The organism is Streptomyces sp. NPDC017056 (genome assembly GCF_044332485.1).
Classification (GTDB): Bacteria; Actinomycetota; Actinomycetes; order Streptomycetales; family Streptomycetaceae; genus Streptomyces.
Genome location: NZ_JBIRPD010000002.1, coordinates 95,665 through 115,203, shown reverse-complemented (window position 1 = coordinate 115,203; position 19,539 = coordinate 95,665). Strand labels below are relative to the sequence as shown.

The 19,539-nt window shown below is 70.8% G+C and carries 23 protein-coding genes and 1 tRNA gene; 8 read left to right on the top strand and 16 right to left on the bottom strand.

Annotated elements, in window-relative coordinates; genetic code table 11:
• Window positions 1–91: 91 nt before the first annotated feature.
• The 3 genes from ACH4OW_RS03440 to ACH4OW_RS03430 all read right to left on the bottom strand — a co-directional run bounded on the left by ACH4OW_RS03440 (window position 92) and on the right by ACH4OW_RS03430 (window position 2,433).
• Window positions 92–1,051, bottom strand: a complete 960-nt coding sequence (locus tag ACH4OW_RS03440) for an SCO1664 family protein (protein WP_398024619.1) — start codon at window positions 1,049–1,051, stop codon at window positions 92–94.
• On the bottom strand, window positions 1,015–1,605 hold the full coding sequence (locus ACH4OW_RS03435; protein ID WP_360128015.1) for a DUF3090 domain-containing protein: 591 nt from the start codon (window positions 1,603–1,605) through the stop codon (window positions 1,015–1,017). Before ACH4OW_RS03435 ends, ACH4OW_RS03440 begins: the two co-directional genes overlap by 37 nt.
• A 129-nt stretch (window positions 1,606–1,734) precedes the next feature.
• A complete protein-coding gene (locus tag ACH4OW_RS03430; protein ID WP_398024617.1) occupies window positions 1,735–2,433 on the bottom strand; it encodes a histidine phosphatase family protein in 699 nt (232 codons plus the stop codon).
• Between the two features lie 78 nt (window positions 2,434–2,511).
• Between ACH4OW_RS03430 and corA the strand changes: the two genes are divergently transcribed.
• On the top strand, window positions 2,512–3,504 hold the full coding sequence (corA, locus tag ACH4OW_RS03425) for a magnesium/cobalt transporter CorA (RefSeq protein WP_360128021.1): 993 nt from the start codon (window positions 2,512–2,514) through the stop codon (window positions 3,502–3,504).
• 24 nt (window positions 3,505–3,528) lie between these two features.
• Here the strand turns inward: corA and ACH4OW_RS03420 are convergent, their stop codons facing one another.
• Both ACH4OW_RS03420 and ACH4OW_RS03415 read right to left on the bottom strand, forming a co-directional pair.
• Entirely contained in the window at window positions 3,529–4,317 is a 789-nt protein-coding gene (locus tag ACH4OW_RS03420; RefSeq protein ID WP_398024615.1) for a ferritin-like domain-containing protein, read from the bottom strand.
• 260 nt (window positions 4,318–4,577) lie between these two features.
• Window positions 4,578–5,633, bottom strand: a complete 1,056-nt coding sequence (locus tag ACH4OW_RS03415; protein ID WP_398024613.1) for an LLM class F420-dependent oxidoreductase — start codon at window positions 5,631–5,633, stop codon at window positions 4,578–4,580.
• A gap of 162 nt (window positions 5,634–5,795) precedes the next feature.
• Between ACH4OW_RS03415 and ACH4OW_RS03410 the strand changes: the two genes are divergently transcribed.
• Window positions 5,796–6,779, top strand: coding sequence for an aldo/keto reductase (locus ACH4OW_RS03410; RefSeq protein WP_360128030.1), 984 nt, complete (start codon window positions 5,796–5,798; stop codon window positions 6,777–6,779).
• Window positions 6,710–9,178: a helix-hairpin-helix domain-containing protein gene (locus tag ACH4OW_RS03405; RefSeq protein ID WP_398025220.1), complete on the top strand. Its 2,469-nt coding sequence runs from the start codon at window positions 6,710–6,712 to the stop codon at window positions 9,176–9,178. The genes ACH4OW_RS03410 and ACH4OW_RS03405 overlap by 70 nt, the downstream gene beginning before the upstream one ends.
• Window positions 9,179–9,255: 77 nt before the next feature.
• Here ACH4OW_RS03405 and ACH4OW_RS03400 read toward each other — a convergent pair whose 3' ends face one another.
• The gene (locus ACH4OW_RS03400) at window positions 9,256–9,963 is read right to left on the bottom strand and encodes a hypothetical protein (RefSeq protein ID WP_360128036.1); all 708 of its coding nucleotides are present in this window, start codon (window positions 9,961–9,963) and stop codon (window positions 9,256–9,258) included.
• Between the two features lie 47 nt (window positions 9,964–10,010).
• Here ACH4OW_RS03400 and ACH4OW_RS03395 point away from each other — a divergent pair, with 47 nt between their 5' ends.
• Window positions 10,011–10,199, top strand: coding sequence for a DUF5703 family protein (locus ACH4OW_RS03395; RefSeq protein ID WP_003986762.1), 189 nt, complete (start codon window positions 10,011–10,013; stop codon window positions 10,197–10,199).
• A gap of 174 nt (window positions 10,200–10,373) precedes the next feature.
• Here ACH4OW_RS03395 and ACH4OW_RS03390 read toward each other — a convergent pair whose 3' ends face one another.
• From ACH4OW_RS03390 to ACH4OW_RS03380, 3 genes are all read right to left on the bottom strand, one after another.
• Window positions 10,374–11,231: a chaplin gene (locus ACH4OW_RS03390; RefSeq protein ID WP_398024610.1), complete on the bottom strand. Its 858-nt coding sequence runs from the start codon at window positions 11,229–11,231 to the stop codon at window positions 10,374–10,376.
• Window positions 11,232–11,373: 142 nt separating this feature from the next.
• On the bottom strand, window positions 11,374–11,607 hold the full coding sequence (locus ACH4OW_RS03385) for a chaplin (protein WP_031010739.1): 234 nt from the start codon (window positions 11,605–11,607) through the stop codon (window positions 11,374–11,376).
• Between the two features lie 189 nt (window positions 11,608–11,796).
• Window positions 11,797–13,122, bottom strand: coding sequence for a M20/M25/M40 family metallo-hydrolase (locus ACH4OW_RS03380; RefSeq protein ID WP_398024608.1), 1,326 nt, complete (start codon window positions 13,120–13,122; stop codon window positions 11,797–11,799).
• 230 nt (window positions 13,123–13,352) lie between these two features.
• Here ACH4OW_RS03380 and ACH4OW_RS03375 point away from each other — a divergent pair.
• Window positions 13,353–13,440, top strand: a tRNA-Leu gene (locus ACH4OW_RS03375).
• 88 nt (window positions 13,441–13,528) lie between these two features.
• On the opposite strand, the gene ACH4OW_RS03370 is transcribed toward ACH4OW_RS03375, so the two are convergent.
• Window positions 13,529–14,062 (bottom strand): hypothetical protein, encoded by a 534-nt coding sequence (locus ACH4OW_RS03370; RefSeq protein WP_398024606.1) that lies wholly within the window; start codon window positions 14,060–14,062, stop codon window positions 13,529–13,531.
• A gap of 369 nt (window positions 14,063–14,431) precedes the next feature.
• On the opposite strand from ACH4OW_RS03370, the gene ACH4OW_RS03365 reads away from it, so the two are divergent.
• Both ACH4OW_RS03365 and ACH4OW_RS03360 read left to right on the top strand, forming a co-directional pair.
• The gene (locus ACH4OW_RS03365; RefSeq protein ID WP_398024604.1) at window positions 14,432–14,620 is read left to right on the top strand and encodes a hypothetical protein; all 189 of its coding nucleotides are present in this window, start codon (window positions 14,432–14,434) and stop codon (window positions 14,618–14,620) included.
• A 481-nt stretch (window positions 14,621–15,101) separates the two neighbouring features.
• Window positions 15,102–15,260 (top strand): hypothetical protein, encoded by a 159-nt coding sequence (locus tag ACH4OW_RS03360; RefSeq protein ID WP_398024601.1) that lies wholly within the window; start codon window positions 15,102–15,104, stop codon window positions 15,258–15,260.
• A gap of 118 nt (window positions 15,261–15,378) precedes the next feature.
• On the opposite strand, the gene ACH4OW_RS03355 is transcribed toward ACH4OW_RS03360, so the two are convergent.
• The 6 genes from ACH4OW_RS03355 to ACH4OW_RS03330 all read right to left on the bottom strand — a co-directional run bounded on the left by ACH4OW_RS03355 (window position 15,379) and on the right by ACH4OW_RS03330 (window position 18,114).
• Window positions 15,379–15,864, bottom strand: coding sequence for a hypothetical protein (locus ACH4OW_RS03355; RefSeq protein ID WP_398024599.1), 486 nt, complete (start codon window positions 15,862–15,864; stop codon window positions 15,379–15,381).
• A gap of 79 nt (window positions 15,865–15,943) precedes the next feature.
• Window positions 15,944–16,174: a DUF397 domain-containing protein gene (locus tag ACH4OW_RS03350; protein WP_398024597.1), complete on the bottom strand. Its 231-nt coding sequence runs from the start codon at window positions 16,172–16,174 to the stop codon at window positions 15,944–15,946.
• 37 nt (window positions 16,175–16,211) lie between these two features.
• A complete protein-coding gene (locus ACH4OW_RS03345) occupies window positions 16,212–16,526 on the bottom strand; it encodes a hypothetical protein (RefSeq protein ID WP_398024595.1) in 315 nt (104 codons plus the stop codon).
• Window positions 16,527–16,564: 38 nt separating this feature from the next.
• Window positions 16,565–17,407, bottom strand: a complete 843-nt coding sequence (locus ACH4OW_RS03340; protein WP_398024593.1) for a helix-turn-helix domain-containing protein — start codon at window positions 17,405–17,407, stop codon at window positions 16,565–16,567.
• A complete protein-coding gene (locus tag ACH4OW_RS03335) occupies window positions 17,397–17,921 on the bottom strand; it encodes a DUF6879 family protein (RefSeq protein WP_398024592.1) in 525 nt (174 codons plus the stop codon). Before ACH4OW_RS03335 ends, ACH4OW_RS03340 begins: the two co-directional genes overlap by 11 nt.
• Window positions 17,905–18,114: a hypothetical protein gene (locus ACH4OW_RS03330; RefSeq protein WP_398024590.1), complete on the bottom strand. Its 210-nt coding sequence runs from the start codon at window positions 18,112–18,114 to the stop codon at window positions 17,905–17,907. The genes ACH4OW_RS03335 and ACH4OW_RS03330 overlap by 17 nt, the downstream gene beginning before the upstream one ends.
• Before the next feature lie 404 nt (window positions 18,115–18,518).
• Between ACH4OW_RS03330 and ACH4OW_RS03325 the strand changes: the two genes are divergently transcribed.
• A complete protein-coding gene (locus tag ACH4OW_RS03325; RefSeq protein WP_398024588.1) occupies window positions 18,519–19,469 on the top strand; it encodes an NAD-dependent epimerase/dehydratase family protein in 951 nt (316 codons plus the stop codon).
• The last annotated feature ends 70 nt before the right edge of the window (window positions 19,470–19,539 follow it).

Below are 19,539 nucleotides of genomic sequence, written 5' to 3'. Positions count from 1 at the left end.
TCACGGATCTTGGCTGAATAAGCCCTCTTGCGCCGAGCCGCCCGGGTGTGCAGGCGGGGCTGTACGGGCGGTTCCGCGGCGCCCTGGGCGCTCAGACCGGCGGCCAGGGGATCGGCGGCCAGTCCCCGCCGGGGCTCGGGTGCACCCCCGTGCGCAGCAGGTCGGCGACCCGTCCGCGCAGCGCCGCCAGCTCGGCCGCGGTGATCAGCCCGGCCAGCCTGGCGGCGAGCGGGGCACCGTCCGCGAGCTGCCCGGCGAGCCCTTCCAGCACCGCGCGGGCCTCTTCGGTCAGCGGTTCGCCCGCCCAGCCCCACAGGAGCGTGCGCAGCTTGTCCTCGGCGTTGAAGGTCACACCGTGGTCGATGGCGTAGAGCCGTCCGCCGCCGGCGGGCAGCAGGTGGCCGCCCTTGCGGTCGCCGTTGTTGATGACCGCGTCCAGGACCGCGAGCCGCCGCAGCCGCTCGTCGTCGGCGTGTACCAGAAGTGCCGTACGGCCTTCGCCGACCTCGGCGAAACCCACCGGTTTCCAGCCGGGTCCCGGCTCCTCGCCCTCGACCAGGGCCAGCAGCCCGGCGTCCCCCGGCACCACCTCGATCCACTCCTGGACCATGCCCTGCCCGTAGGGCCCGTCGCGCAGCACCGTGGTGGGGACCAGGTCCCAGCCGGTGGCCCGCGACAGCTCGTACGCGGCGACCTCGCGCTGGGCGAGCGTGCCGTCGGGGAAGTCCCACAGCGGGCGCTCGCCGGCGACGGGCTTGTAGACGCAGGTGCCCGTGGTGCCCTCGTGGGTGACCGTGCAGTACAGGACGGCGTTGGACGCCTCGCGCACCTGTCCGCGTACGGTCAGCTCGCCGTGCGTCAGCGCCTCGGCGGACAGCCGTACGGGGTCCGCCTGCGCCGTCCGGCCGCCCGGCTCCGCGGCCGCCCCGCCGTCCCGGCCGTCACCCGGGCGGCGGTCCGCCACCCGGTCGGCCGCCCCGTCCCCCCGGGCCGTCACCGTCTCCTCCCCCGGCATCACGCGTCCCGCCGGTATCCGTTCTGACGCGGGCATACGTGTCCTTCCGGATCGAGCGGCAGGCTGCACAGCGGGCAGGGCGGGCGCCCCGCGTTGACGACTTCCAGGGCCCGCTTGGCGAAGGAGCGGGCCATCGTGCCGGTGAGGCGGACGCGGAGCATCGGCGGGCCGTTCTCGTCGTCCTGGAGCAGCCGCTCCTCGGCCTCGGCGAGGTCCTCGTCCGTGTCGGCCTCCAGCTCGACGAGCGCCTGGGCCTCGATGATCATGCGCTGCTCGTCGCCGTCCCAGGCGAGCGCCATCGTGCCGACCCGGAACTCCTCCTCGACCGGTGACTCCAGCGGAGCGGTGTCGGACAGCTCGGTGGGGGCGACCGCGGGGACGGGCGCGTTGCCGCCGCTGCGGCGCACCACCTCGTCCAGCAGCTCGTCGACGCGCTCGGCGAGCGCGGCGACCTGGGTCTTCTCCAGGGCGACACTGGTGGTGCGGCCGGCGGCCGTCGCCTGGAGGAAGAAGCTGCGGCGGCCAGGCAGCCCGACCGTACCGGCCACGAAGCGGTCCGGCGCGTCGTAGAAGAACACCTGACGGGACAACGTCCTGCTCCGTTTGCTCGACTGCGGGGTCACTGTGGTCGCTGCGGTTCCTGTGGGTGTGGCTTCCGTGTGCGGATCGCAGGAGGTGTGGCAGGCAGCGCCGTCGCCCCACCCTACTGCGCCCGCTGATCACGATCCGCCCGCGCCACCACCCACGGCCGCGTCCCGGTCGTCCGCCGCGGTGGTGCCGTCCTCCCGCGGCGCCAGTCCGCCGAAGTCGCCGGTGTCGCCGAGGCGTACGACGTACGGGCGCAGCCGGGTGTAGCGGATCGCGGTGAGCGAACAGGGCTCGACGGAGATCCGCTGGAACAGGTCGAAGTGCAGACCGAGGGCGTCGGCCACGAGCGACTTGATGATGTCGCCGTGCGAACACATCGCGTAGACCGCTTCGGGGCCGTGCGCGGCCTCGATCCGGGCGTTCCAGTCGCGTACCGCGTCCACGGCGCGCGCCTGCATGCCGCGCATGGACTCGCCACCGGGGAAAGCGGCGGCGGACGGGTGCTGCTGGACGACCTCCATCAGCGGTTCGTCGTTCAGCTCCGCCAGCTTGCGGCCCGACCAGTCGCCGTAGTCGCATTCGCTGATGCGCTCTTCGGTGTGCAGCGGCAGACCGGGGCGGGCGTCCAGGAGGGGCTGCAGGGTCTCCCGGCAGCGTTGCAGCGGGCTGCTCACGGCGGCGGCGAGCGGCAGAGCCGCCAGGCGGCCGGGGAGCGCGGCGGCCTGCGCGGCGCCCCGCTCGTCGAGAGCCACTCCGGGCATCCGCCCGGCGAGCAGGCCGGACGTGTTGGCGGTGGAGCGGCCGTGCCGCACCAGGATCAGCGTGGGCATGGCAGCACCCTACGTTGCCGGGGCCGGCCGCCGGACGCGGGCCCGGAGTCCTGGCACGAGCCGGTACGACGAGTGACAATGCCCAGTGTGATCGTCGACTGCGCCATCTACCGGGACGGCCGCCGCACCGAAGGGCCGTCGGACTTCTCCGACGCCCTCGAAGCGGCGCGCGCCGAAGGTCACTCCTTCCTGTGGCTCGGGCTGCACGAGCCCACCCGGGAGGAGTTCGACCGCGTCAGCAGCGAGTTCGGGCTGCACCCGCTCGCCGTGGAGGATGCGCTCAAGGCGCACCAGCGGCCGAAGATGGAGGTGTACGACGACTCCCTGTTCATGGTGCTCAAGCCGATCTCCTACGACGACGCCGAGGGCGCCATCACCGCCAGCGAGCTGATGCTCTTCCTCGGCGACTCCTTCGTCGTCACCGTCCGCCACGGCACGGCCAGCCCGCTCGCCGCGGTGCGCCGCCGCCTGGAGCACGAGCCGGACGTGCTGTGCCACGGCCCCACCGCGGTCGTGTACGCGGTCAGCGACGCGGTCGTCGACCACTACATCGAGGTGGCGGCCGAACTCCAGGTGGACCTGGAGGAATTGGAGGCGGAGGTGTTCGCACCGTCCGGCTCGGACACCGGCAACACCGCGGCCGCGATCTACGCGTTCAAGCGCGAGGTACTGGAGTTCCGGCGCGCCACCAACCCGTTGGTCGAGCCGATGCTGCGCCTTCAGAACGCCGGGGTGCCCTTCGTGCACGCCGAGGCCCGCCCGTTCTTCCGGGACGTCGGCGACCACCTCACCCGCGCCAACGAGTCCGTCGAGGGGCTGGACCGGCTGCTGTCGGACATCCTCAGCGCCCACCTGGCGCAGATGGGGGTGCGCCAGAACGACGACATGCGCAAGATCTCCGCCTGGGCGGCCATGGCGGCCCTGCCGACGCTGATCGCCGGCATCTACGGCATGAACTTCGAGCACATGCCCGAGCTGAAATGGACCTGGGGCTACTACGGCATCCTGCTGCTGATGCTGTGCCTGGAACTGCTCCTGTACCGGCTCTTCAAGCGGCGCGGCTGGCTGTGAGAACGGCCCGCCGGACCGCGGCCTTCACACGAACTCCGGCGCGGAGGCGGCCGGGCCGCCCAGCGCGTCGCGCCGCTCCGGGGTGCGCAGCGTGACCATCCGGCGCCAGCCGGCGAGCCGCTCGTACGCGTACACCGCGCGGATGCCGGCGACGAGCACGGCGGACTTGGCGCGCGGCCAGCCCAGGATGCGGCCCATGTGGGCCATCACGGCCAGGCTGACGTCGCGGTAGACCGCGGCCTCGGCCAGGGCGCAGTCGCGCAGCGCGCGCCGGATCGCGGGGCCGTGGCCCTGCTCCGCCAGCCGCAGCAGCTCCTCGTGGCAGTAGGCGAGGTGGTTCTCCTCGTCAGCGGCGATCATCAGGATCGCCCTGCCGATCTCCGGGTGGCCGCCGAAGTACTTCTTGAGCAAGTCCATCTGGCCGGCGGCGCGCTGTTCGGTGACCCGGCTGTGCGCGAGGTAGGTGACGACGTCCTGCTCGGTGAGCGGTTCGTCGCGGCGCAGCTTGTCATGTGCGAGGCCGATGCCCCGGCGCTCCAGCAGCGCGGTGTAGTCGGTCTCCTCCGGGACCGTCGCCGGCTGGAGGCCACGCTTGCGCAGGAGGGCGTTGAACAGCCGGCCGTGCTTGTCCTCGTCGGCGCCGTGCCGGGCGGCCTTGGGGGCCAGTGCGCGCTGCGACGCGGGGACCAGCGCGGCGATCCGCCCGTTCTCCCAGCCGCCCTGCGCCTCGCCGCTGGCCGCGATGGAGCAGAACAGCCGGTAGGACTCGTCGTGGTCGAGGATCTCCTGGAACAGGCTTCTGGCCGAGAGCACCGGGCCACCTCCGATACGCACATCCGCAAAAGAAAAGTAAAGTGCGGTACGCGGGAAGTGGCAACGGGTACGTCGGCCAACTCCTCCGTTCGAGGGACCGTACGACCGGCGCCTGACGGGGCGGGACCGGGCCGCGGGCGTAACCACGCGGGCCGTCCCGGCGTTGTGCGGGGTGACGGCCGTGGCGGGGAAGACCCCCGAGCCCCCACCACGGCCGCAGGCTTGTCCTCCGGGCCCGGCCCCGGACGCGGGGCGGGCGCTTACGCCAGCCCGGCGCGCTCCAGGGCCTCGGTGCCCGCCCGCAGCGAGGCGATCCGGTCCTCCAGCGTGAACCCGGCGGGCGCGAGGGTCAGCGTGGTCACCCCGGCCGCCGCGTACGCCTGCATCCGCTCCGCGATGCGCTCGACGGAGCCGAGCAGCGTGGTCTGGTCGATCAGCTTCCGGGGGATCGCCGCCGCCGCGCCCTCCTTGTCGCCGGACAGGTACTTCTCCTGGATCTCGGCGGCCTCCTTCTCGTAACCCATGCGGCAGGCGAGCTGGTTGTAGAAGTTCTGCTTGCGGCTGCCCATGCCGCCCACGTACAGCGCGGTGTACGGACGGAACATGTCGGCCAGCGCGCTGACGTCCTTGTCCGCGCCGACGGCCAGGGGCAGCGTCGGGCAGACGTCGAAGCCCTCCAGCGTCTTCCCTGCCTTCTCCCGGCCCGCCCTGATGTGCGAGACCGCCGTCTCCTCCAGGTGGTCGGCGGAGGGGAAGATCAGCAGCGCGCCGTCGGCGATCTCACCGGTCTGCGCGAGGTTCTTGGGGCCGATCGCGGCGATGTAGAGCGGGATGTGCTCGCGCTGCGGGTGCACGGTCAGCTTCAGCGGCTTGCCGGGGCCGTCGGGCAGCGGCAGCGTCCAGTGCTGCCCCTGGTAGGACAGCCGCTCGCGGGTCATCGCCTTGCGGACGATCTCCACGTACTCGCGGGTGCGGGCCAGCGGCTTGTCGAACTTCACGCCGTACCAGCCCTCGGACACCTGCGGCCCGGAGACGCCGAGGCCGAGGCGGAAGCGGCCGCCGGACAGCGAGTCGAGGGTGGCGGCGGTCATCGCGGTCATCGCGGGCGTACGGGCCGGGATCTGGAAGATCGCGGAGCCGACGTCGATGCGCTCGGTCTGGGCCGCGACCCAGGAGAGCACGGTGGGGGCGTCGGAGCCGTACGCCTCGGCGGCCCAGCAGACCGCGTAGCCGAGCCAGTCCGCCTCCTGCGCCACGGCCAGGTTGTCCGCGTCCATCCCGGCGCCCCAGTAGCCGAGGTTGATCCCGAGCTTCATGCCGCTCCCCTTACTGATCAGTAACGTCGGTGTTCCGGGGACTCTAGCGCGGGGCGGCGGCAGCCGTCACCGGCCGGTTGTCCACAGGCCGCCCGCGCGGCGTGCCGACCGGCTGTCCACAGGTCCACCGGCGCGGCCGACGGGCCAGTAACCTCAGGGCCCATGGAGCAAAGGCACCTCGGCCGTACCGGCCTGCGCGTGTCCCGTCTCGGCCTCGGCACCCTGACCTGGGCCAGGGACACGGACGAGCACGACGCCGCCGAGCAGCTCAAGGCGTTCTGGGAGGCCGGCGGGACCCTGGTGGACACCGCCGACGTGTACGCGGACGGCGGCGCCGAGTACCTCCTCGGCCGGCTCTGCGAGGGACTGGTGCCGCGCCGCGACCTGGTGATCGCGACCAAGGCGGGCAGCGTCCTGGACGCGGACCGCCGGGTCGACGGCTCCCGCCGCCACCTGCTGGACGCGCTGGACGCCTCGCTGGAACGTCTCGGCACGGACTACGTCGACCTCTGGCAGCTGCACGCCTTCGACCCGTACACACCCCTCGAAGAGACCCTCCAGGCCCTCGACACCGCCGTCGCCACCGGCCGCGCGCGCTATGTGGGCGTCTCGAACTTCTCCGGGTGGCAGCTGGCCAAGGCCGCGACCTGGCAGCTGGCCGCACCGGCGATCCGCACCCGCCTGGCAGGCACCCAGATGGAGTACTCCCTGCTCCAGCGCGGCATCGAGCGCGAGTTGCTGCCCGCGGCGCGGGACCTGGGCGTCGGCCTGCTGCCCTCGTCACCGCTGGGCCGCGGGGTCCTCACCGGCAAGTACCGGCGCACCACCCCGGCCGACTCCCGCGGCGCCTCGGAGCAGCTCGCGCCGTTCGTCGCCCCGTACCTGGACGAGACGGGGAGCCGCATCGTCGAGGCGGTCACCACGGCCGCCGACGGGCTCGCCGTCACCGCGCTGCAGGTGGCTCTCGCGTGGGTCCGCGACCGGCCGGGAGTCGCCGCGCCGGTCGTCGGCGCGCGCACCGCGCAGCAGCTCAGGGCGGCATTGTCAGTGGAGGGCCTTAGTCTTCCTGACGAGATCTGCCGGGCCCTGGACGACGTCTCGGCCCCGGTGCACCACTATCCCGATCACGACTGGAGCACGCTGTGAGCACCGACCGCCTCTCCGACGAGGCCGCGCCCGAGCCGACCGCGCCCGGCCCGGAGGCCGCCAGCGGGGAAGCGGAGGCCGCCCCTGAGGAGGCGGAGGCCGCCCCCGGGGAAGCGGCGGCCGGTAAGGACGAAGCGGCAGCCGCTCCCAAGAGGGGCGATGCGGCGACCGCCGCCGCGCTGGCGGCAGCGGTGCGGGCCGTGGAGAGCGGCGAGCGGTCGGCTGACTCCTTCTTCACCGGGCGTTCCCCCCGGCCGGGCGGCGCCCCACGGGCGGCGGGCGGCCCGCGGAACGCCGGCGGCGTACCGGCTCCGTCCACGGGCGCCCAGGAGCGCGGCGGCCCGGCAAGCGTGCCGCAGCCCGCGGCGGGCCCCGGCCAGGACGCCGCCCCGGGACACGCCCGCCCGGCCGCGGATGGTGGCGCCCACCGCCCCGGCCCGGCGGAGCACGCCGCGGCGCACCCGGCCGTGACGGCGCCGCCCGCCCCCGGCATCGAGGGCGTACGACAGGTGCTGACGGCGGGCGGCGCCCCGGAGGCGCTGGCCGCGAAGACCGCCGAAACGCTCGGCGAGCGCGCCGCCGAGGCGCTGCGCGAGGACCCGTGGCAGCTGCTCGCCGTCCCGGGTGTCCGCCCCGAGCAGGCCGACGGCTTCGCGCGGGCGCTCCTCGGCCCGGCCTGCGGCCCCGGCGACGAGCGGCGCGCGCAGGCCCTGGTCGGCTGGCTGCTGGAGCAGGCCGCCCTGGCGGGGCACTCCGCCCTGGAGGCGTCCGCGCTGCGCGCCGCGCTCGCCCAGCGGTCGGTGCCGGACCCGGACGAGGCCCTGCAGACGGCCATCGCCGAGGGCGCCGTGCTGGTCTTCCAGGACGCGATCGAGACGCCGGGCGCCGCCCGCCCGGTGGCGTCGGACGACGAGGACGCGGAGCAGCCGGTCCGGGTGCTGCTCGGCCTGGACCGCTTCGCCATGGCCGAGGAGAGCGTCGCGGACGGCCTGGCGCGGCTGCTCAACACCTTCGAAGAGCCCGCCGACCTCCCTGCCCCGGCGGACACGGACGACGCCAACGACGAGGAGCGCCCCGCCGGGGACTCCCCGGATGCGGACGGCGCCGCGCCGGACGAGGACCCCGGCGCGCCGGCCGCCCGCCGGCCGGGCGCGGCCGACTGGGAAGCCGTCGCGGCGGCCGCCCCCTCCCCCTCCGCCGCCGAGCTGATCCGTACCGCCGCCCGCGGCGGCCTGGTCGCCCACACCGGCGCCGAGGCCGCGCGCGCCGAGCCCGCAGCGCTGATCGCCGCGGCCCGCGCGCTCGGCCTGCGCGCCTGCGGCGCCACGCACACCGACGACGGCCGCGCGCGGCTGGCCCGGCTCGTCGCCGAGGCCGCCGACGCGTACCAGGACCGGGCCTCGGCGCCGGCCGCCCCCGACGACGCCGCCGTCACGCTCGCCGGGCTGCTGGCGGGCCGCGAAGGCCCGGGCCGGGACGCGGACGGCGCCCTCGCCCTCGACCTGCTCGTCGTCCTGGACGCGCCCCAGCTGGACCTGGAGACCGCCGCCGCGCTCGTCGAGTCGCTGACCGACGGCACCCGGCTGGTGCTCAGCGGCGACCCCGGCGTGCTGTGGTCGGCCGGCCCCGGGCGGCTCTTCGCCGACGTGCTGGCCGCCCGCTGCTGCCCCCAGGTCGCCTCCCGCACACCGGACTTCGGGCCGGTCGGCGAGCTGGTCTCCGGCATCGGCATCGGCGAGCTGAACCAGGTCGAGGCGCCCGGCAAGGAGGTGGTGATCGTCCCGGCGCGCGACCCCGGCGAGGCGGTGCACCGCACCGTGCAGCTCGTCGCCGACTCGGTGCCCCGGGCGATCGGCGTGCCCGCCGGGCAGACCCAGGTCGTCACCGTCGGCCACGGCGGCGCGGCAGGCACCCGCGCCCTGAACACGGCCCTCAAGGAGCGGCTCAACCCCGGCCCCGGCCGGTTCGGCGGCTTCGACCCGGGCGACCGCGTCGCCTACTCCCCCGCCCCCGGCCGTACGGTCGCGGGCACCGTCACCGGCGCCGACGCGGCCGGGCTGCACCTGGACTGCGCCGGCTCCCCCGTGGTCGTGCCGCGCGAGGAGGTCGGTGCGGGTGCCGTGCGCCACGGCTGGGCGATCACGGCCCACCAGGCGGCCGGTTCGCGCTGGCCGGCCGTCGTGGCCGTGCTGCCGGGCGACGCCGCCAAGGGGCTGACCCGCGCCTGGGTCTACACCGCCTTCAGCCGCGCCGAACGCCATCTGTCCGTCGTCCAGGGCGTGGACCAGGCGCTGCCGCGCGCGGTCGCCGAGGTCCCGGTCAAGGAGCGCACCACCCGCCTGCGGACGCTGCTCCAGCAGCACACCGCCCAGACCGCGGCGGACGCCCTGGCAGGCTGAGAGCCGGGGGCGGCGCGCGTGCGCCGCCCCCGGCCCACCGGTCACACCGGCGCCGTCACGCTTCCGTCACGGCCGCCTCACCGCTCCCCGTCGAGCGTCTCCAGCACGTCGTCGTCATCGATGTCGGCGCCCCGTTCCTCGTCGAAGACGGAGCTGACGTCGAAGCGGCACACCACCCGCTGCGGGTCGGTCTGGTCGAACGGCGCGGACAGCCACTCCCCCGGCTCGGGCGTCTCGTCCGCCGCGACCACCCACAGCGTCGAGTCGCCCTCCTCCAGGCCGAACTCCTTGTGGCGGGTGGCGATCTCGTCCGGTTCGAACTCCCCGAACAGCACGCCCAGCGCCGCGTGCACGCTGCTGCCGACCACCCCGGACACCGATCCCGCACCGCCGTTGACCGCCCGCACCTCCGCGGCGGCGTCGGCGGCCGACTCCGGGTCGAGATCGGCGATCCGCTGCGCCTGCGACAGCAGCCGCTGGGGTTCGGCCACCGCGTAGTCGCGCCGGATCAGCACGCTCAGCGCGCTGGGTTCCTCCGGGCCCGCGTAGGCGGGCAGCGCGTCGTTGCCGGGGATCTCGAAGGGAGTGACCTCGTCATAGGTGTCGTACAGCAGCTCGTCGTACGCCTCAGCCGCCGCGGCGAGTTCGTCGAACGCGGCATAGACGGCAGGGTCGTCCTGGCCCGAGCGGTGTTCGACCGCGTCGAGGTGACGGTCCAGCGCGGCTTTGACCGCCTCGGCGGCGGCACGTACCTCGGCAGCGGAAGGCTGCGCAGCATCAGACATAGTGCAGACGCTATCCGTACCGGGGCCGGTCCCGCACAATAGATGCGATGCCGGAATACGAATTCTGCGATGTGTACGTGCCGCGGGGGGTCTCCCGCAAGGCCGCCACACGCCTGCTGACCGACCATGCCGAGTACGGACACTGGGAGTTGGACCGCCTGCGCCTCAATCCCGACGGCAGCCGCCGCGTACGGCTGCGCCGCCGGATCATCCGCCAGATCCGGGCGACCTGGTGAGCGTTCGCGCCCGCCGCGGCACCCGCCGCGCCGCGTGACCGCACCGTGGCCCCCCGAACGCATGCCTGAATCACCCGCGCTCCCGGACGTGGACGCCGCGGACCGGGCCCGCACACGGCTGGGCGGGCCCCGCCGTCGCGGAGCCCGCCCAGCCGTACCGGTCCGGCAACGCGGTCAGACGCGTGCGGATCGCGCGCGGCGGTAGAGCACCGCGCCTCCGATCAGCAGGCCCGCGCTGGCCGGCAGCGCGACGCCGAGCGCGGCCGCCCCGGTCTGCGCGAGGTGTTCGAGTCCACCGCCCTCCGGCGGGGTGACGATCTGCGTCCGCGGCTCCGACTCCTCCTGCGTCCGCGCCCCCCGCTCCTGGACCGCGCCCGCGGTCTCCGTGTCCGGCCGGTGCCCGGCCGCCGGTCCGCCGGGCGCACCCGGTGCGGCCGGTCCGCCCGCCCGGTCCTGCGCCGGAGCGCCGGGCCCGGCCGGGGACCGCGGGTCCTCCTGGCCGCCGGACGGCTTCGGGCCGTTCCGGCCCGACGGCGGCTCCGGGTCGCGGCCGGTGCCGGTGCCCGTGCCGTCGCCCGCGCCGCTGCCGCTGCCGCTGGTACCGCAGCCGTTCGTGTTGACCGCGTTGCCGACGCCGACGACCGACACCGAGTTGCCGCAGGCGTTGACCGGCGCGTGGACCGGCGCCTGCACCTGGTTGCCCGACGCGACGCCGGGCGAGTTCTGCGCCGTCCCCTGCGCACCGGCGCCGCCGGAGCCGTGACTCCGGCTGCCGCCGCCACGGGACCCGCCACCGTTGTCACAGTGGTTTCCCATGGACGGATTCAGCAGCCCGACGACGTCCACGGAATTCCCGCAGGCCTGCACCGGGACATTCACCGGAATTTGAGCCGTATTGCCGGACAACACCCCCGGGGAATTCGCGGTCTTCCCCTGCGCACCGGAGTCCGCGTGCGCGTAGCCGCCCGCGACGGCAAGTACGCCGCCGGCCGCCACTATCGTGATCAGGCCCTTTTTCGCGACCTCTCGCATAAGTTCCTCCCCTGCCTTCGACCTTCTGGATGGCGCACGGAACACTCCGCTTCCGCGCACCGAAACAACCGTCGGCTCCGGAGTGCATGGTGCGCACTCCGGAGCCGACCGGGATTACAGCCTTACGGGTTCAGGCACCGCGTCAGTCGTTGACGCAGGTGTTGCCAAAGGCGGGGTTCAGCAGCCCGATGATGTCAATCGTGTTGCCGCACAGGTTGATCGGCACGTGGATCGGCACCTGGACGGCGTTGCCCGAAATGACACCCGGGGAGTTCAGGGCGGCACCCTGGGTCCCGGAGTCGGCAACGGCCAGGCCCGCGCCGGCGAGCACCAGACCACCGGTGGCAGCCGCGGCAGCGACGACCTTCTTGATCATTATTCCTCCTTGTTGGCAATGCGGTCCCAGCCGCGGACCGCACCCTCTGCAACGAGGAGAAGGTGATGAAGCTACGAGCCTATGACGGCATTCACTCGTTCCGGCTAAACGCGTACGTCTGGCCGAATGTCCGGGCTCGCGTGCGATGCCCGGCGGCGGAAGTCCCGTACGCCGGTACGGGACTTCACCTCAGCTCTGCTCGATGAACCGGTCGAGTACGCGCGTACCGAACTTGAGTCCGTCGACCGGCACCCGCTCGTCCACGCCGTGGAACATTCCGGCGAAGTCCAGCTCCGGCGGCAGCTTGAGCGGCGCGAAGCCGAAGCAGCGGATTCCGAGGTCGTCGAAGGACTTGGCGTCCGTACCGCCGGAGAGCATGTACGGAACGGCCCGTGCGATCGGGTCCTCGGCCCTGAGGGCCGATTGCATGGCGTCCACCAGGGCGCCGTCGAAACTGGTCTCCAGGGCCTTGTCGGCATGAATGTCCTCGCGCTTGACCCGCGGCCCGAGAATCCGGTCCAGATCGGCGAGGAATTCCTCCTCGTGGCCGGGCAGGAACCGTCCGTCGACGGCCGCGGTCGCCTGGCCCGGGATGACGTTGACCTTGTAACCGGCGCCCAGTTGGGTCGGTGCCGCGGTGTTCTGCAGCGTGGCACCGATGATCTTCGCGATGCCGCCCAGCTTGGCGAGGGTCTCCTCCATGTTCTCCGGGTCGAGTTCGGTGCCCAGGGCGTCGGAGAGCTCGTCGAGGAAGGACCGTACGGTCTTGGTCACCCGCACCGGGAACTTGTGCCGGCCCAGCCGCCCGACCGCCTCGCACAGCTCCGTGATCGCGTTGTCGCTGTTGGTCATCGACCCGTGGCCGGCGGTGCCGTCCACGGTGAGCCGCATCCAGTGCATGCCCTTCTGGGCCGTCTCGACCAGGTAGAGCCGCAGGTTCTCGTTGACGGTGAAGGAGAACCCGCCGACCTCGCCGATGGCCTCCGTGACGCCTTCGAAGAGGCCGGGGTGCTTGTCCACGAGGTGCCGGGCGCCGTACACGCCGCCCGCCTCCTCGTCGGCGAGGAAGGCCAGCACGATGTCGCGCGGCGGCTTGCGCCCGGAGCGCAGCCGGTCGCGGACGACCGCGAGCGTCATCGCGTCCATGTCCTTCATATCGACCGCGCCGCGGCCCCACACGCACCCGTCCGCGATCTCGCCGGAGAACGGGTGGTGGGTCCAGTCGTCCGCGTTGGCGGGCACCACATCCGTGTGCCCGTGGATAAGCAGCGCGGGCCGCGACGGGTCGGCGCCCTCGATGCGGGCCACCGTCGAGGCGCGGCCCTTGTGGGACTCGATGATCCGCGGCTCCAGCCCGACCTCGGCCAGCTTCTCCGCCACGTACTCGGCGGCGGCGCGCTCACCCGGGCCCGAGTGGTCGCCGTAATTGCTCGTATCGATCCTGATCAGGTCCCGGCACAGGTCGACGACCTCGTCCTCGCCGGTGACCGTACGGGCCGGCTGCGACTCGCTCACACTGCCTCCTCATGGTTCACGGCCGCGCCGTGACTCGGGGGTCCGGTCCGCGGCGGGGGTCCACCGCCATCCTCCACCCCGGCGGCGCTGCGCCCAAGGCCGCAATGCTGCCGACATCCGCTGGTCACAGGCGCGCCCCCGGTGCCGGACGGCCGTGATCGACCACCCCTGAACGTTTGCTATTGTTTTCCATGTCGGAACGGCCAAGCGGCCGGACCGGCAGACACCTGGTCCGGGTGGCGGAATGGCAGACGCGCTAGCTTGAGGTGCTAGTGCCCTTTATCGGGCGTGGGGGTTCAAGTCCCCCCTCGGACACCAGCAAAGACCCCACTTCACGTGGGGTTTTTCTGTATCTCGGGCTGTGGCGTGGCCAACCACGTGACCAACAGCCGAGCGATTTTCCTGGTCAGACCAGGGATGCCAGCCCGATACGGGCTGCGCTGGAAGCGGCGAGCTTCTTGGCTCCCTCGGCGCGGCGCCTGCCGTAGCGGGCCATGGTGTAGCCGGGCGAGTGGTGCCGGGCGTTGGCCGAGACCTCTACAGGGTTCTCGTGGTTGTCCAGATCATTCGTGATCTTCGATGCCCGCCAGTCGTGCAGCCGGAAGTTCTCCGGCAGGTGCAGGCGGTTGCGAGCCGTCCGCCAGCGGGCGGAGACCTTCTCCGGGCCCTGGGGGCCGCCTGCTTCGCCCCGGTACAGCTTGAAGCCGTCCCGGGCGAACACCAACCCGTGCTCCACCCACAGCGGGCCGAGTCGTTCCTTCTCGGCCTGCTGACGCTCCCACTGCCACTTGAGGACGTTCATCAACGCTTGGTCCACATAGATGATCGCGTTGTCGTCGCCGTCCTTGCTGAGCTTGCGGAGCCGGTAGGTGTTGCCCTCTTCGACCACGACCCAGCCGAGCTCGATGGCGCAGTCGTCCCAGTGGATCAGGTCCCACATCCATCCCAGAACTTCACTGCTGCGGCACGAGGTTGCCGCGTAAGAGGTCCACAGCGGGGCGTCCCGGAGACAGTGATGGGTCAGGCCGCCGTCACACGCCCGATTGCCGCACGGCTGCCAGATGTCCGCGAGAAACCGCCCCGTCTCATGGTCGTTGAGCGTGGGGAAATTCGGTTCAGCGGCCTTGATCTGTCGTTCGGTCGGCGGGTTGGAGTCACGGAGATTGACTCCGTGCGCTCGGTCGGCTTGAAGCTGAAGGCTTCCTAAGCCAGGCGCAGAAGGGGGCTACTGAGAGCGGCCCCCTTTCCTCATTCGACAGGAAATGGTGAGGCGATGTGGCCTGACAGGCAGGACGTTATCCGTCGCGCAGTGAAGCCGGAGAAGCACATATTGGATGTGCACTTCGGATCGGATGAAACCACTCCAGCAATTGAAGAGGAGTTCAACCTGTACACCGCCCGAACTGCGGGCGAATCGATCGCTATGGAATATGCGGCAAGGTTGCACCGAGATGGAGCGAAACCTTCAGTCGAGTTTGAATCGTTCGCTTATTTTTAGTCGAGATTCATTTCACGTAATTCTTTTTCGGTTTCGCTGAACGTTTCGTGAAAAAATTTGAAAGAAAACAAGGCGCGATGGGTGGGGGGTGTCTCCCTGAACGCTTTCTTCCCGACCGAGGCGTCATAGAGGTTCCGAACCGCCGCAGATCAGAAACCCTCTTCGGGAGTGGCGTCGGAGGCTCTATAGAGCGGCAAAACCCACTTTGGCGACGTACTCCAGGGGTGTACTCAGAACGCCACAGAAGGGCGGCCGGCATGGCCCATAGAACACCCGCTCAGCGCATCGAGGCTGAGCTGCTCGACAAATACGAGGCGGATGGAATTCGCCTATCCGGATTCGAGACACGCTATGTGGAATCAGCGGCGCAGCATTTGGCGCAGGCTGAACGTATGGACCGACTGGTCAAGGAACAGGGCCGCATGGTCGAGGGCGGGAACCGTCGGGGCGTGTTTGTTCTTCATCCGGGGATTGCCGAGGCGTGGCGGAGTGGATCGAAGGCCCCGAGGACGACCGCGACCACGTCGAGGCTGCCATGCGTCGGTACGTGCGGTACCTCGGCATGACGACAGATGAGTACCTGGCCCACGTGCGCGGACCGAGCGTCACGCCGGCCAGCGCGGAGGGTGAGGGAAGCTGAGCCCCATGGCCGGGCGGGTGGACGCTCGGCCGTTCTGCTCGGCAGGCTCCGGAGCCTGCGACCGTAGCGAAGTGATAGCCCCGGCCCGTGATGGGTCGGGGCCTCTTTGCTAAGGGGCCTACCGCAGCGGACACATCAGTTCCGGCTCGGCCTGGTTCGGAGAACAGCACACCAGAGCCAGAGACAGGAACGAGGGGCGTTCGAGGTAGAAGCCGTGGGAAACGTCCCCGCCCCAGCAGAGCCGTTCGGCAGCAGAGCTGACGAGTATCGCCAGCCGCGTCGTGTCGCGGTCCGGCTCGGAGGCGAATCGGGGCGCGTACGCGGCGAGCTGTTCCCCGAGCCATTGTGCGGCCTCTTTCGACTCGTCCCAGGTGCCCCGCACCAGCCTGCCGGGCTTGACGAGCCAATAGGCCATCTCCAGCGGAGGCAGGTCCACGACAGGGAACTCCGCCTTCACCAGCCGATAACGTTCAACGAGCCGCTTGCCTGCCATGTCGTCGTCACCGGCCGGAGCCGGGGGCGGATCAGGGTGGGCAGGCCGCCTCAAAGCCTCCTCGTCGAACCGTTTTTTGGAGCCGGTCCACAGATAGCCGTGGTAGTGCAACTGATGATCCTCGTCAGAGCAGTTGAAGGCGGCCCCGCCCTCCCTGGAGGACGAAGGCCGCCGGTCAGGGAACGGCCATTCAGGCCGAGAGGCCGAAGCGGACCGGGTCGATACCGGCCGCGTCCAGCTCGGCGGTGGTGAACCTCAGCGGCTCCGCACCGGGCCGCTTGCTGTCGCCCAGCGCCCACGCATCGGGGCCGATCTTCGCGAGGGTCGCGCAGGACTCACCGTCCGGGTGCGTGTTACCCCCGCACGCCTTGAGGAACGTGGCTCCGTCGATGGGCAGGCTGTAAAGGTCGGTTCGGGACATGGGTGCGCCTTCCTGCGAGATCAGTGAAGGGGCAGGCTCAGAACGGGTACTGCTCCGGCTTGCGCACGTACACGACGCCAGAGGCAAGAGCCGTCGCGGACTCCCGAAAGAGTTCGTCCAGCATCGACCTGGGACCGTCCCGCATGGCATTGGTCAGACTCTCGGCCAATAGAGCGGCCTCGGACGGAAGCAGGACCATTTCTGTGTCTGCCATATGCCGACCGTTCTTCGTCAACCACATCGGGACACGAATGTTCCCATCATCATCCCGGTACGCCTTACGGCTCGGAATCGGGTCCATCCGCCAACCTTGCGGGATGCCCTGCCTGTGGTTCTTCGGTTCGGACGGCATGGGTACATACTCGGGCCGCCGACGGGGAACCTCCAGCATTATTCGCGTTGTCGGGTAAATAGCATGGACCACTCGTTCAGAAGTTCCCGGCAGTCGCCTCCGAACGCTGCGTACGACTCGTACCTCTCGAAGCCTTCGCGGTACGCGTTCACGTCGCGATGGTCCCGAAGAATCAAAGCACCTGTTCCGGTTTCCACGGTGGCTAGTCGTCGGTCGTAGACCGTGAAGGTATTCAGTGGCATCTCTGGAATGTGATTCGCCAGGGGAATGACCCCAAGTCGAACATTCGGAATTCGAGAGACCGAAGCCATTCGGTCTAGCTGCATCGCCATGGCGAGAGGCGGCAAGAGCGGCCAGCGAACAGCTTGTTCCGTGAGAAGGAACGTGAACGACTTTGACGAGTCGTAGAGGACATTTTGACGTTCCAGTTTCTTCGCGATGGTCTTGGACTGGCCTCCAGGAACGTCCGCGATGCTGGCGCGCACATACTCCGGCGTAGCCAGTAGCCCCGTGATCGCCGAGAGTAGGAAGAATCGAAATTCTGTTGTGACTGTTTCGAGCCTGGCTAGCTCGCTCTGCTTCTTGTCGAGCCCTCGGCGCCGTGAAGACCAATGGTCCTGCCACTCGGTATTCGCTGTCCGAACCAATTCCAGGATCTGTGAGGCTGCCGGATCATCGGTCCCGAGCGCTTCAAGTATTAGGTCGACGTCGATAACAGCGGGAGTGAGTTTCCCGCTCTCAATGTTGCTGACCTTGGTTTGCGACATGCTGCAGCGGCGAGCGAGCCAGGTCTGAGTTTTCCCGGCTCGCTTCCGCAGGCTTCGCAGTGCTTCCGCTAGGTCCGACCTGGACTGACCTAGCCGTTCAGGCTCAAAGGTCAAGGCCCTTAACGTACTCCTCGAAGGGCAGGGACTCGGCTACCGCGATTCGCTGATATTCGATGAACTGGGACACGTCGCCCCGGAATACCTTACGGTTGATCTGCTTTCCGTCGGGCTCATAGTTCATGAGTACGACTTCCGATTGATCGAACATCCAGAAGTCCTGAACCCCTTCAAGGGGGTTGAGCCGGTCAGTCACGTCGAGAATGCGGATCTGTTCCCCGGCCAAGAGATGCGGCCGGTAGTACTGGGAGAATTCGAACCGCAGGTACTCAGACAGAGGACGAGTGACGACGTGGACGCGTCCTTGAACGCGCCCCTGCGCTGCCTGTCGGCGGAGCCGGTCTGTGTACTCGTTGCGGACCATGGCGGGGTCGATGCGCACGCCGTCGCGGAACGCCTGGAGTTCCTCGGCTTCCTGCGGCATGAGGTACTGCGGCAGGGTCTCAAGGCGCCACGCTTCGCGCTGGAAGCCCTCGAAGCGCGCGGCCCAATCTTCACCAGCCAAGAACACGGACAGCCTCCCTCAGAACGTCCTCGGGGATCTCGACAAGCCCTTCCCCCTCCGGGGACTGGAATGCCTTGGACACGTCGCCCTGGACGACGATGGAGCCGGAGGCGGTGCGGTAGACGTTTGGGCAGTCGTCCTTGCCGCACGGCCCCCCGTTGCCGTTTCCGGTGAGTCGGGTCAGTTCCTCACGAGCCATGGTGAAACCCCCTGTCCCCCGCCCCCTCGTGGGGCGGCTCCATGACCGTACGGAGGGCGCGGTATCGCCGTCTATGCGGCCGCGCCAATATTTGTGTTGTCGCATAAACCTGTGGCGCTCGCCCCCTCCCGAAGGCAGCCGGGACGGTGGGTGTGGGCAGGCTGGCCACATGACCAACGCATGACCAACAGCGGTCCGGAACGGCCCGAAACGGGGGGGAACGCATGGCCAACGGGATTGGTCAAGTCTGCGGCGCGCCGAGTACGTTCGCGCAGGTCAGGTAGCTAGAAGGCTGGTGCCCGAGTGGAGAGTTCAAGTCCCCCCTCGGACACCAGCAAGAACCCCGGTTCATCTGGGGTTTTTCGCATTTCCGGACGGCGCTCCCGCGCCGCTACCCTACGCGCATGGATCTTCACGTTGTCATAGGTTTCGGTCCCGCGGGGGCGGCCACGGCCCGGCTCCTGGCCGGGCAGGGGCATTCCGTGCGGGTGGTCACCAGGTCCGGCGGGCGCGCGGAGCCGGGGATCGAGCACGTCGCGCTGGACGCGGCAGACGCCGGGCGGCTGACGGAGGCCGCGCGGGGCGCGGCCGCCATCCACCAGTGCGCCTCGCCGCCGTACCACCGCTGGACGCGTGACTGGCCCGCGCTGGCCGCGTCCGTGAACCAGGTGGCGGAGGCGACCGGCGCGGTGCTCGTCATGCTGGGCAACCTCTACGGCTACGGCCCGGTCGACGGCGAGCTGACCGAGGACCTGCCGCTCGCGGCGACCGGCCCCAAGGGGCGGGTGCGGGCGGAGCTTTGGGAGCGGGCGCGCGCCCTGCACGAGGCGGGGCGCGTCAAGGCCGTCGAGGTCCGCGCGTCGGACTTCTTCGGGCCGGGCGTGACCGACGGCGGGCACCTGGCGTCCCGGGTCGTGCCGCGGCTGCTGGACGGCAAGCCGGTCTCCGTTCTCGGCGATCCGGACGTTCCGCACAGCTGGACCTACCTCCCCGACGTGGCCGCGACCATGGCCCAGGCCGCGGTCCTGGAGGAGGCGTGGGGGCGGGCGTGGCACGTTCCCACGGAGCCCGCGCTGTCCGTGCGGGAGATGGTGGGCAGGCTGGCGGCGCAGGCGCGGGTGGAGCCGGTTCCGGTGCGCCGGCTGCCGTCGGCCGTGGTGGGCGCGCTGTCGGTGGTCTCGCCCCTGCTGCGGGAACTTCGGGAGATCCGTTACCAGTTCGACCGGCCGTTCGTCGTGGATTCCACCGCTTACCGCAAGGCGTTCACCGCGGCGGCCACGCCTCTCGACGAACAGGTCGAGGCGACGGTGGACTGGTGGCGTGCCCGCCTGGCCGGGGATCAGAACCGGCCGTGAGACCGGGGCAGGCGCGCAAACCGGCCTGCCCCAGGGGGTTTTCACCGTGCGTGCGGCTCATCGCGCCGGC